The organism is Actinomadura sp. NPDC048021 (assembly GCF_040653135.1).
Taxonomy (GTDB): Bacteria; Actinomycetota; Actinomycetes; order Streptosporangiales; family Streptosporangiaceae; genus Spirillospora; species Spirillospora verrucosospora.
On sequence record NZ_JBEZJQ010000038.1, the window covers coordinates 1 to 11,583 of the forward strand.

Here is an 11,583-nt window from a genome sequence, read left to right on the forward strand (position 1 = left end):
CGGTCCCATCCCGAACCCGGAAGTTAAGCCCTTCAGCGCCGATGGTACTGCATGGGAGACCGTGTGGGAGAGTAGGACGCCGCCGGACACATATTAGGAAAGGGCCCCGCCGTCACGGCGGGGCCCTTTTCCATTTTCTGTCCCTGTGCGCTGTTAGCCTGCGCGCCATGGATCACCTGTTCGCCCGCTCTCTGGACGGGCGTCTCTGCGTCTACGAGGTCGACGCCGCCGCGGAAGGCCCCCTCCAGGCGGCCTGGTCCGTTGAGGTCGGCGCCGACCTGGACATGAGCAGTCTCGCCGTCGCCCCTCTGGGCGACTCTCTCGTCTACGCGACGCAGCACGACATCGTCCGCCTGCGCCGCGACGGTGCCGAGCTGTGGCGATACGCGTTGCTACCCAGGTCGACCGAGAAGTACGGGCACAGGCCGACGGTCGCCTTCTCGCCGGACGGGACGCTCGTCTGGGTGTATCGGCCGGATGCGATGGCGGGCCGCGGAAGCCCCGATACCTGGGTGGTTCTCGACGCCGGGTCCGGAAAGGTCCGGGCGCAGGCCGATCTGGGGTCCTGCGGGCACGGCGGAGAGCACCTGCCACTGCCGGACGGGTCACGGATGCTGCTGGACGTGGGCGAGGGCCAGGACGGTGCGCTCGTCTTCGCCGGCTCCCTCAAGGGGTCGACGCTGGAAGTGGAGCAGTACCCGTGGGCGGACCGGTGCGTCATGGCCCTGGCGCCGGGCGGCGGGCAGTTCATGAGCATCGACCATGGGCAGGCCGATGTGGCCTTCCACGAGTGTCCGAGCGGCGAGGTGGTGCTGAGCCTGCCGGTGGCGGCGTTCGGCCACGACCCCGAGGCCGCGGCCTTCGAGTGGAGCGGCGGATATCTGGACGCCGACACGGCCATCGTCACCATCGGCGGCGAGCGGGAAGAGGACGATGTGCCGGACGACGAACGGGAATGGCACGTCCACTATCGGATCGATCTGCGCACCGGGGGAGTGGTCGACCGGTTCGAGGCGCATTCCCGCCATTCTTACGATCTGGAGCCGCTGGGGGATGGTTCCTGGCTGACCTCGGACCCGGACGGTCGGCCCGTTCGCCGGGTCGACCGAGGAGCGGGCGGCGGCTGACGCCGATCCCGAGAAGGCGCCGTCCGGCCCACCGGCTGGCTCTCGGCCGGTGGGCGGTGTCGCGGTGAGGCGTCAGAACTCGTCGCCGGCGAGGACGGTGTCGGCGTCGACGATCCGGTACGCGTAGCCCTGCTCGGCCAGGAAGCGCTGCCGGTGGGCGGCGTAGTCCTGGTCGAGGGTGTCACGGGCCACGACGGCGTAGAAGCGCGCTCCCGCGCCGGACGCCTTGGGCCGCAGCAGGCGACCCAGCCGCTGCGCCTCCTCCTGCCGGGACCCGTAGGCGCCCGAGACCTGGACGGCGACGGACGCCTCGGGAAGGTCGATGGAGAAGTTCGCCACCTTGGAGACGACGAGAACGCTGATCTCTCCGCTGCGGAAGGCGTCGAACAGCCGCTCACGCTCGCGGATCCGGGTCTCGCCCTTGATGACCGGCGCGTCCAGGAGCGCGCCGAGCTCGTCCAGCTGGTCGATGTACTGGCCGATGACGAGGGTCTGCTCGCCGCGGTGCCGGTCGACGAGCGCCTGGATGAGCTTGGTCTTGGTGTCGGTCGTGGCGCAGAAGCGGTACCGCTCCTCGGGCTCGGCGGTCGCGTAGGCGAGGCGCTCGGAGTCGGTGAGGGTGACGCGGACCTCGACGCAGTCGGCGGGCGCGATCCAGCCCTGCGCCTCCATGTCCTTCCACGGCGCGTCGTACCGCTTGGGGCCGATGAGGGAGAACACGTCCCCCTCGCGGCCGTCCTCCCGGACGAGGGTGGCGGTGAGGCCGAGGCGGCGGCGGGCCTGGAGGTCGGCGGTCATCCGGAAGATCGGCGCGGGCAGCAGGTGGACCTCGTCGTAGACGACCAGGCCCCAGTCGCGGGCGTCGAAGAGCTCCAGGTGCGCGTAGGCGCCCTTCCTGCGCGTGGTCATGATCTGGTAGGTGGCGATGGTGACCGGCCGGATCTCCTTCTTGGTGCCGGTGTACTCGCCGATCTCGTCCTCGGTGAGGGACGTGCGGCGCAGCAGCTCCTGCTTCCACTGGTGCGCGGAGACGGTGTTGGTGACGAGGATCAGCGTGGTCGCCTGGGCGCGGGCCATGGCGGCGGCGCCGACGATCGTCTTGCCGGAGCCGCAGGGCAGGACGACGACGCCGGAGCCGCCGTGCCAGAACGCCGAGGCGGCCTCGCTCTGGTAGGAGCGCAGCTCCCAGCCGTCCTGGGCGAGGGAGATGGCGTGGGCCTCGCCGTCCACGTAGCCGGCGAGGTCCTCGGCGGGCCAGCCGAGCTTGAGCAGGGCCTGCTTGAGGGCGCCGCGCTCGCTCGGGTGGACGGCCACGGCGTCGTCGCCGACCCGGTCGCCGATCATGCCCTTGATCTTCTTGGCGCGCAGCACCTCCTCCAGGACCGACCGGTCGGAGGACGACAGGACGAGCCCGTTCACGGGGTCCTTCTCCAGCCGCAGCCGCCCGTACCGGGCCATGGTGTCGGCGACGTCCACGAGCAGGGCGTGCGGGACGGGGTACCGGGAGAACCGGATGAGGGTGTCGACGACCTGCTCGGCGTCGTGGCCGGCGGCGCGCGCGTTCCACAGCGCGAGCGGCGTCACCCGGTAGGTGTGGACGTGCTCGGGCGCCCGTTCGAGCTCGGCGAACGGGGCGATCTCCTTGCGGCAGGCGCCGGCCAGGTCGTGGTCGACCTCCAGCAGCAGCGTCTTGTCGGACTGGACGATGAGCGGACCGTCGGTCAAAGCAGAAGCCCCCGTCGGGTTTCGGAAGATCGATGCCTCGTCCGGACACCGGCATCGCTGCCGCACGCTACCCGAGCGGCGACCGCACTTCGCGCGTTCCGGAGAGGACGGGGTCTTCAACGCCCCGGCCACCGCGTTTATTGCGCGCCGTCGTCCGGCGGCGCGGCGCGCGGCGGGTCAGATCCCCTCGGTGGAGCCGTAGTCGGGCTCGGACATGATGCCGAAGAGGACCCAGACGATCAGGAGGGCGATGCCGATGACGAGGGACGCGGCGAAGAGCGACCAGCTCCAGATCGTCAGTCTCCGGGCGGACTCCGGGTCGGTCTGGACGCGGCCGAGGGCGATCGCCGCGGTGATGACGCCGGGAATCGCCACGATGTTGCAGCACATGACGATCGCGACGGCGTTGCAGACGAGCGCGGCGATGGTGAAGCCGTTGCTCGTGGCCTGGTGGGGGACCCCCGGAGGCCCGTACCCGTAGCCGGGCTGGCCGTAGCCGGGCTGGGTGTAGCCGTAGCCCTGCCCGTACGGGCCGCCCGTGTCCCACTGCCGGTTCCCGTCGTAGGGGTCGTCCCAGCCCGACGGCGGACGCCCTCCGTACCCGCTCATCGGGAGCCTCCCTCGCACCGTTCGCCCGGACACGCTATCCCGTCCGATGGGTTGTTGATTGGACCGTATGCGAGGTTCGCCGGTTCCCGTCGTTCGCGGCGTCCGGTTCCGGACATCGGCGGATCGCGCCGGGACGGCTCAGGAGGCGTCGTCGAGCTCGGAGACCCCGGTGATGCGGTGCAGCGCGAAGCGGTGCACGGCGGCGCGGGTCGCGTCGTAGCCGGTAAGGAAGCCGCCCTCGACGCGGACGGGTTCGACGATGCGGCTGGACGCCTGCCCCTGCTGGTCGAGGTAGCCGATCCACACGCGGCCGCCGCGCTCGACGGCGCCGCGCAGCCGCTCGACGGTGGCCATCGCGGGTGAGCGGGGCGGCTCGCCGGAGGGGGCCTGCCGGGCGTGCTCGGCGCCGTGCAGGGACGCCTCGTCGCCGGCGCGCAGCGCCCGCACGGCCGCGGAGATCATCGAGGCGTCGGTGCGGTCGTCGGGACGGAACCGGACGATCTCGGCGGTGGGCGGCGGGTCGGCGCGCTGCGCGTCCGGCCGGGTCACGATCACGCCGCCGCCGGGCGCCTCGGCGACCGGGGCGAGGCCCATGGCGCGCAGGCCGTCGAGCAGGTCGGCGCGCTGCAGCCCGGACGCCAGGACGGTCGGGGCGAGGCGGTACAGCCGCAGCGGCGCGGCGCGCCGGTCGGCGAGGATCTCGTCGAGGGTGGCGGGCGCGTCGGTCCGGACGTAGGACGACAGGGCGCCGACGCGCAGGTGCCCGTGGCGGCGGGCGACGTCGTCGATCAGGTAGAGGAGCGGCTGCGGGAGCGGGGTCGCCGAGTGCCGGGTCAGCAGGTCGGTGACGTCGGCGGCGGTCCGCCCCGCGTCCAGGGCCCGGCGGATCGACTCGGGGGTGAAGCGGTACACGGTGGCGCCGCCGGTCGACTCGACGTCGGCGGCGAGGGCCAGCTCCCGGGCGAGCTCGGTGACCAGCGGGCCGGGCGCGACAGCGGTCAGGTCGGCCTGGACGAGGATCTCGTCGACGGGCTCCGGGAGGTACTTCTCCAGCGCGGGCTCGGGGTCGTCGCCGGCGAGCAGGTCGCGGCCGAACGGGGCCAGCTCGCCGAAGCCGGTGAGCCCGAGGGCGGCGGCCTCGCGGAGCGTCCAGCCGACGAGGCGGTCGCGGGCGGGCCCGCCGTGGCGGGGCCGCAGCCACGCCAGCCGGGCCAGGAGCGCGTCCTCGCCGACGACGACGCCGCGGCCCGCGCCGGCGAGGACGTCGAGGACGGCGCGGCGGGTGGACGGCGCGCTGCTGCGCACCATCGCCTCGCTGAGGGCGTTGATGAGCCGGTCGCGGTCGTCGCGGTCGCCGGCGAGCCCGGCGGCGCGGTCGGACTTCAGCCAGCCGCGGGCCAGCTCCGTCCAGCGCCCGGCGGTGTCGCGCATCAGCCACAGGTCGTAGGCGGGGGTGGGCAGCCACTCGCCGTCGAGGTCGCCGCTGCGGGTCAGCAGGCCCGCCGCGTAGGCGACCTCGACGAGCAGGGCCGCCTTCCACTCGGGGACGTCCAGGAGCGTCGCGGCGGCGCGCAGGTCGCGGACGGCGAGGCCGCCGCTGCGCAGGACGGGCGGCGGTTCCAGGCCCCAGCGCTCCAGCAGGTCCTCGATGAGCCGGACGGCGCCCGCGGCCTCGCCCGCCGCGGCGCGCACGACCACGTCCTCGCGGCGCGGTTCGGCCGCCGGGGCGAGCGGCGGCGGCTCGGCGGGGACGTCCCGGAACAGCCGCCCGCCGCGCAGGTGCAGGGCGACCTCGCGGGGCAGGGTGACCGTGCGGTCGTCCTCGGCGGCGAGGAGGCCGCGCGCCAGGAGCCGCTCGATGGGGGTGGTCGCGGTGTCGAGCCGGACGGGACGGCGCGCGTCGGCGACCCGCCCGACGGGAGGCCCCCACGCGAGCTGGTCGAGGGCGGCCCGCGCCTCGGGCCCGGCGTCCTCGATCAGGGCGGCGGGATCGCTCAGCAGCTCGGCGAGCCGGGCGAGGAGGCGGCCGGAGTCGGCGAAGCCGCGCGGGGCCTCGCCGTCCAGGTCGGTGACCAGGTCGGTGAGCCGCTCGGCGGGGTAGCCCGCGAAGACCTCCCGGACGGGCGGCCCGAGCCCGGCCGGGTGCGGCAGGCTCTGCCGGACGCCGGGCGCCGTGGCCGGGGCGCCGTCCCCCCACGCCAGGCCGAACCGGCGGAGGGTGGCGAGCGCGCCCTCGGCCTGCCCGGGGGTGGCGTCGAGGGCGGCGGCGAGCGCGTCGGGCCCGGCCGGGGCGGACAGGACGAGCAGGGCCTCCAGGACGGCGAGGGTGAAGCGGTCCAGGCGGTCGAGCGCGCGGGACACGGCGGCGGGCGTGGCGGCGCGGGCGGCGAGCGCGGTCAGGTCGGCGGGGACGGGGGCGAGCAGCTCGGGACGCGCGGCCAGCAGCGCGCGCAGTTCGTCGTCGCCGCGCGCGCGCAACCAGTCCGCATACGTTTCCATGCCGTTCCCCAACTTTAAGTCGCGTGCATGCCGCAGGCACGCGGGCCTCCAGGTTAGAGGCCCGCGCGAGGTGGGGAACGCCGGCCGGCCGCGATCAGGTGGCGGGCGTGCGGTCCAGATGCACCAGCCCGAGGCCGAGGCGCGCCCAGCTCTCCACGAACCGCTTCTCGTCGATGCGCGTCGGCGGCTCGTACATCGCCTCGTTCGCGAGCCAGTAGTTCACCACGGCGCCGCCGAGGATCGACGCGACCGCGGGCCAGTCCTCGTCGAAGCCCTCGAACTCGGGCTGCGCCGCCAGCCAGGTGGCGATGCCGTCGTACAGCGGGTTGACGATGCCCTCGCGCATCTCCGCCACCAGGTTCGGGAACTGGTCGAGGTCGCGGAACAGGACCCGGATGAGGTCCTGCTCCTCGCGCATCTTGGCGAGCCCGGCCTGGCACGTCATGCGCAGCCGGGTTTCGAGCGGGCGCTCCTCGAAGGCGGTGGACTGCGTGAGGACGTCGCTGATCTGCCGGCGGGTCCGCTCGATGTGCTCGCGGATGGCCGAGGAGAGCACCTCCTCCTTGGACCGGAAGTGCCGGTAGAGGCCGCCCGCGCCCGGGGACAGGCCGGCCGCGGCCTCGATCTCGGCGACCGACGTCGCCGCGTAGCCCCGGTCGGCGAACAGCCGGAGCGACTCGGCCACGATGCGGTCGCGCGTAGATGTCGTCATGGTGATGAATTCCCTCCGCAAGAACAGTAAGGCATGTTCACGCGGCCGGTCCCCCGCGTCGCGCGCGGCGCGCCCGAATCCGTGATGCCGCTCGCGGCGGGGTGCCCGCGGACTAGAGTTCCTTCGTCCGCGCCCCGTCGCCGGAAGGGGCGTCGTCGGAAAGGTCGGCGATGTTCAAGTCTCCGCGGAAGGCGGCCGACGGGGCCTTCCTGCCCGAGGACTTCGTGGTGCCCACGCTGGTGGCCGGGCCCGACTTCCAGATCCGTCCGATCACCGTGCACGACGTGGTCAAGGACTACGGCGCCGTGATCGGCAGCCTGGACCGGCTGGCCGGCCGGTTCGGGCCCGAGTGGGGCTGGCCCGACCGCGAGTTCACCTTCGAGCAGGCCCTGATCGACGTCGCGTGGCTGCAGAAGCAGGGGCAGCTGCGGCGCTCGTTCAGCTACGTCGTGATCACACCGGACGGGGAGAAGCAGCTCGGCCGCATCCACGTCGCCCCGTCGGACCGTCCCGGCTCGGACGCGGTGGTGGTGTTCTGGGTGCGCGCGGACGAGGAGAACTCCGTCCTGGAGAAGGAGCTGGAGGGGTTCGTCCGCGAATGGCTCAGCACGGCGTGGCCCTTCGACAAGGTCCGCTTCCCCGGCCGCGACTAGCCCGCTACCGGCCCAGGCGGCGGACGAGGCCGACGAGGATGCGGCCGACCACCAGGTAGACGAGGGCGGCCAGGCCGTAGTTGACGGCGACCTCCACCTTGGGGTTCTCCGGCTGGAAGACGTCCCTGAACTGCCAGCACAGGTCGGTGGCCCGGTCCCCGAACCAGCGGACGAGGTCGTTGGAGGTGTTGGCCTCGAACGCGACGAAGACGATGTGCACGGCCAGGATCACCACCACGAGCGTGGTGGCGACGGAGACCGCCGCCGCGAGCAGGCCGGCGGCGCGGCGGCGGGTCGCCGCGGCGGCGGGCAGCCGGCGGGCGCGCGGTGCGCGGTGGTCACCGCCCGGCTCGGTCTGGGTCCCTGCCATGTGCGGCCTCCTTCACCGGGCCGGGCCCGGGTCGTCCTTGGGGCGGGGGTGGTGCGTTCGTATGCTGCGTTTTCCCTGGTCAGGTGGTTTGTGGTCGAGGGCCCGGGTATATCCGAGACACGGTCCCGCGCTCTCCTACTCGGATCCCGTCGCATCGCCACTACCAGGAGAGCGCGGGTCCTTCCGTGTGTCCACCCCCTTACCCTGTGGACGTGCTCGATCTTTCCTCCTCCGCGCCGTCCCGCGACGGCCTCGCGATCGGTTTCGACCTCGACCTGACCCTCGCCGACACCCGCGCCGGGATCAGCGCCGTCTACGCGGCCCTGGCGGCGGAGACGGGCGTGCCGATCGACACCGCGCAGGTGGTGCGGCGCATCGGGCCCCCGCTGGAGGAGGAGCTGGCGTACTGGTTCCCGCCGGAGGAGGTGCCGGCGATGGCGGCGCGCTACCGGGCGATCTACGCCGACGTCGCGGTCCCGGCGACCGTGCTCATGCCGGGGGCCGCCGCCGCGCTGGAGGCGGTGCGGGCCCGCGGCGGGCGGGTGGTCGTCGTGTCGGGCAAGAACCAGGCCGACACCGAGCGGACCGTCCGGTTCCTCGGGCTGGCGGCGGACGCCGTGGTGGGCGGCCTGTTCGGCGCCGACAAGGGCGCCGCCCTGCGCGAACACGGCGCCGGCGCCTACATCGGCGACCACACCGGCGACGTGGACGCCGCCCGGGCGGCCTCGGCGGTGGCGGTGGCCGTCGCGACCGGCGCGTACGACTCGGCGGCCCTCACCGCCTACGGCGCGGACGTCGTCCTGCCGGACCTGCTGGCGTTCCCCGGCTGGCTCGGCGGTTTCCCGGCGGGCTGACCCGCCCCCCGGCGGGCTGAGCTGCGCGGCGATATTCGGATGCCGTTCCGGAGCGGCCGGGATAGCGTCGATCGCGTTGCCCCGTAGGCCTCGCGGCGCCCCCGGCATGTTCACCGGCCCGCGGCGAGGCACTAATCTTGGGGTCGATTCAGGACGCTTACCGAACGAGGTCTCCGGTGCCGACTGGCAAGGTCAAGTGGTACGACTCCGACAAGGGGTTCGGCTTCCTCACCCGCGACGACGGCGGTGAGGTCTTCGTGCACTCGTCGGCGCTGCCGGACGGGGTCACGACCCTCAAGCCGGGCCAGCGCATCGAGTTCGGCGTGGTCGAGGGGCGCCGCGGTCAGCAGGCCCTGCAGGTGCGGGTGCTGGAGACGCTGCCGTCGGTGGAGAAGACCATCGCCAAGCAGCGGCGCAAGAAGCCCGACGAGATGGTCGTCATCACCGAGGACCTGATCAAGCTGCTGGACGGCATCTCCAACACCTACCGGCGGGGCAAGCACCCGGCCCCCGCGGAGGCCAAGAAGATCGCCATAGTGCTGCGCGCGGTCGCCGACGACCTGGCGCCCTGACCGTCTCCGCCCGCTCCCGGCCGCCCGGGCGCCTCGCGGCGCCGGAGGTCAGGCGCGCATCTCGTGGTGCGCGTCCTTGAGCGGGCCGGTGCGGTCGGGCCCGCCGGCCCGGCGCTGGACTCCGGCCTGCCGCAGCACCAGCAGCCCGGACGCGAGGGCCAGCGCCGCCGCGACGACCGCGAGCGCGAGCCGCCCGTCGGCGACGATCGACATGCCGAGGCCGAGCAGTCCGCCGAGGACCCAGCTGAGCTGGTGCAGGGTCTCCGAGACCGCGAAGGTGGACGAGCTCACCTCCTCGCCGATCTCGCGCTGCACGACCGCGTCCATGGACAGCTTGCCGAGCACCTGCCCGAGCCCGGCCGCGGTCGCCACGGCGAGGGCCGCCCACAGCCCGAAGAACGCGGCGCCCGCGGCGGTGACGCCGGTGACGCACGCCAGCGTCGCCGAGACGATGAACCGCGGCGCCCGCGCCTTCATCCAGGCGCCGAGCGCGGTGCCGATCAGCCCGCCCGCGCCCGCGCACGCCGCGAGCAGGCCGAGGGCGACGTGGTGCGACACCGGGTCGAACCGCTCCTGGCGCAGCAGGAACGCCAGATAGATGATCAGGAAGCCGGAGAACGCGCGCAGCACCGCGTTCGCCTGCATCGCCTCGGCGACGACCGGGCCGACGCGCGGCAGCGCCCGCCACGCGCGGCGCGGGGCGGCCTTCTCCGCCGCCGGTTCGGCCTCGGGGACGTCCACGTGCCGGGGCAGCCGTATGGTGAACACGGCGCCCAGCAGGAACAGGACCGTGCCGATGCGCAGCACCCAGCCCGGCCCGACCAGCACGGCGAGGCCGGCCCCGGCGGGCGCGGTGATCGACGCGGCGATGAGCCCGGCGAACGAGCAGCGCGCGTTCGCCGTCACCAGCGAGATCTCCTCGGGCAGGACGCGGGGGGTGACCGCGGCGCGCAGCACCCCGAAGGCCTTGGACAGCACCAGCACGCCGAACGCGGCCGGCAGGAAGGTGACCTGGTCGCCGTGGGGCAGCGCGCTCGCCAGCGCCCAGCACAGCAGCGCCCGCATCACGAACGTGCTCGCGATCGCGTACCGGCGGACGTGCCTGGCCCGGTCCAGCGCGGGGCCGATCAGTGGTGCGACCAGCGCGAACGGCGCCATGGTGACGACGAGGTAGAGGGCGACCTGGCTGCGCGCCTGGTTGACGTCCAGGCCGAAGAACAGGGTTCCCGCGAGCGCGACGGTGACCAGCGCGTCCCCGGCGGAGTTGAACGCGCACGCCTCGATCAGGCTGCCGAGCCCGCTGCGGCCGGCGCCCTGGGCGTGGGTGACGCGGCGGGTGAGCCGTCCGGTCCCGAGCGCCGCCGAGCGCGCTGCGCGGCACGCCCGCGCCGCACCCCCGGCGACGGCGCGCGCGGACCGACCTGCCCGTGTCCGGTCTGCCATCCGCCCTGTTCTCTCCTCGCGGTCGTCCCGGCTCGGGGGCCGGGGGCGGCCATCGGAGTCCTCGACTGAGAGTACGTTCCCCGCTGGAATGAGGGATCACCTCGCGGACGGCGCCCGCCTTGTGCGGGCCACGTGCCCGCATGGGCGAGAATTGACATGTGAGCCCACAGCGCCAGTCCAGCCCCGCGCGCTCCGCCGCCGCGCGCACCACGTCCGGGGCCGCCCGCCGGTCCCGCACACCCGCCGTCGACTCCGCCTGCGCCGAGGCGGTCGACCTCGCCCGGGAGGCCGCCGAGGAGACCGCCGGCCAGACCCAGGTCGGCGAGCACCTCGGCCTGCGCGCCGAGGGCGACCGGGTGGTCACGCACTACTTCGTCTGCCTCGACCCCGCGTACACGGGCTGGCGGTGGGCCGTGACGGTGACCCGCGCGTCGCGCGCCAGGAACGTCACGGTCAGCGAGTGCGTCCTGCTCCCCGGCGACGACGCGCTCCTCGCGCCGCCGTGGGTGCCGTGGCTGGAGCGGCTGCGCCCGGGCGACCTCGGCCCCGGCGACCTGCTGCCGACCGCGCCCGACGACGTGCGGCTCGCGCCCGGCTTCACGCAGGTCGACGAGTCGACCGACCGCGAGACCCAGTGGGAGCTCGGCCTCGGGCGGGTGCGGGTGCTGTCGCGGGAGGGCCGCGACGAGGCCGCCGCCCGCTGGTACGACGGCGTCGCCGGGCCCCGCGCCCCGATCGCCGCGTCCGCCCCCGCCCAGTGCTCCACCTGCGGTTTCTACGTGGTGCTGGCGGGCGCGCTGCGGCAGGTGTTCGGCGTCTGCGCCAACGAGTACGCGCCCGACGACGGCCGCGTCGTCTCCGCCGACCACGGCTGCGGCGCGCACTCCGAGGCCGTCTCCCTCCCGGCGGTGTCCGAGCACAACCCGCCGGTCATCGACGAGCTCGGCTACGAGGTCGTCCCCACCGGCGGTGACGAGGACGCCGCGTCCCTCGACGACGAGGCGCTCGGCCACAGCTGA

At 74.1% G+C, this 11,583-nt stretch carries 11 protein-coding genes and 1 rRNA gene; 6 read left to right on the forward strand and 6 right to left on the reverse strand.

All coding sequences use genetic code 11. The features are described 5' to 3' along the window. Nucleotides 1-88: ribosomal RNA gene (gene rrf, locus AB0C87_RS39295) — 5S ribosomal RNA — on the forward strand; the annotation flags it as partial. Between the two features lie 79 nt (nucleotides 89-167). Then, on the forward strand, nucleotides 168-1,127 hold the full coding sequence (locus tag AB0C87_RS39300) for a hypothetical protein (protein WP_360581733.1): 960 nt from the start codon (nucleotides 168-170) through the stop codon (nucleotides 1,125-1,127). A gap of 72 nt (nucleotides 1,128-1,199) precedes the next feature. On the opposite strand, the gene AB0C87_RS39305 is transcribed toward AB0C87_RS39300, so the two are convergent. The 4 genes from AB0C87_RS39305 to AB0C87_RS39320 form a co-directional block, all read right to left on the reverse strand. Next, nucleotides 1,200-2,852 (reverse strand): DNA repair helicase XPB, encoded by a 1,653-nt coding sequence (locus AB0C87_RS39305; RefSeq protein ID WP_360581734.1) that lies wholly within the window; start codon nucleotides 2,850-2,852, stop codon nucleotides 1,200-1,202. Nucleotides 2,853-3,029: 177 nt separating this feature from the next. After that, nucleotides 3,030-3,461, reverse strand: a complete 432-nt coding sequence (locus AB0C87_RS39310) for a DUF4190 domain-containing protein (RefSeq protein WP_360581735.1) — start codon at nucleotides 3,459-3,461, stop codon at nucleotides 3,030-3,032. A 138-nt stretch (nucleotides 3,462-3,599) separates the two neighbouring features. Then, the gene (locus AB0C87_RS39315; protein WP_360581736.1) at nucleotides 3,600-5,960 is read right to left on the reverse strand and encodes a helicase-associated domain-containing protein; all 2,361 of its coding nucleotides are present in this window, start codon (nucleotides 5,958-5,960) and stop codon (nucleotides 3,600-3,602) included. A 94-nt stretch (nucleotides 5,961-6,054) separates the two neighbouring features. Next, nucleotides 6,055-6,672, reverse strand: coding sequence for a TetR/AcrR family transcriptional regulator (locus AB0C87_RS39320; protein WP_345173134.1), 618 nt, complete (start codon nucleotides 6,670-6,672; stop codon nucleotides 6,055-6,057). Between the two features lie 170 nt (nucleotides 6,673-6,842). Between AB0C87_RS39320 and AB0C87_RS39325 the strand changes: the two genes are divergently transcribed. Beyond that, on the forward strand, nucleotides 6,843-7,325 hold the full coding sequence (locus AB0C87_RS39325) for a GNAT family N-acetyltransferase (protein WP_345173135.1): 483 nt from the start codon (nucleotides 6,843-6,845) through the stop codon (nucleotides 7,323-7,325). Nucleotides 7,326-7,329: 4 nt separating this feature from the next. On the opposite strand, the gene AB0C87_RS39330 is transcribed toward AB0C87_RS39325, so the two are convergent. Beyond that, nucleotides 7,330-7,695, reverse strand: a complete 366-nt coding sequence (locus AB0C87_RS39330) for a hypothetical protein (RefSeq protein WP_353832448.1) — start codon at nucleotides 7,693-7,695, stop codon at nucleotides 7,330-7,332. Between the two features lie 212 nt (nucleotides 7,696-7,907). Between AB0C87_RS39330 and AB0C87_RS39335 the strand changes: the two genes are divergently transcribed. After that, nucleotides 7,908-8,549 (forward strand): HAD hydrolase-like protein, encoded by a 642-nt coding sequence (locus tag AB0C87_RS39335; RefSeq protein ID WP_345173139.1) that lies wholly within the window; start codon nucleotides 7,908-7,910, stop codon nucleotides 8,547-8,549. A 176-nt stretch (nucleotides 8,550-8,725) separates the two neighbouring features. Continuing rightward, complete coding sequence (locus AB0C87_RS39340; protein WP_345173141.1) at nucleotides 8,726-9,121, forward strand: cold-shock protein; 396 nt, start codon at nucleotides 8,726-8,728, stop codon at nucleotides 9,119-9,121. Nucleotides 9,122-9,169: 48 nt separating this feature from the next. Here the strand turns inward: AB0C87_RS39340 and AB0C87_RS39345 are convergent, their stop codons facing one another. After that, nucleotides 9,170-10,564, reverse strand: coding sequence for an MFS transporter (locus tag AB0C87_RS39345; protein ID WP_345173143.1), 1,395 nt, complete (start codon nucleotides 10,562-10,564; stop codon nucleotides 9,170-9,172). Nucleotides 10,565-10,722: 158 nt separating this feature from the next. Here AB0C87_RS39345 and AB0C87_RS39350 point away from each other — a divergent pair, with 158 nt between their 5' ends. After that, on the forward strand, nucleotides 10,723-11,583 hold the full coding sequence (locus AB0C87_RS39350; RefSeq protein WP_345173145.1) for a DUF3027 domain-containing protein: 861 nt from the start codon (nucleotides 10,723-10,725) through the stop codon (nucleotides 11,581-11,583).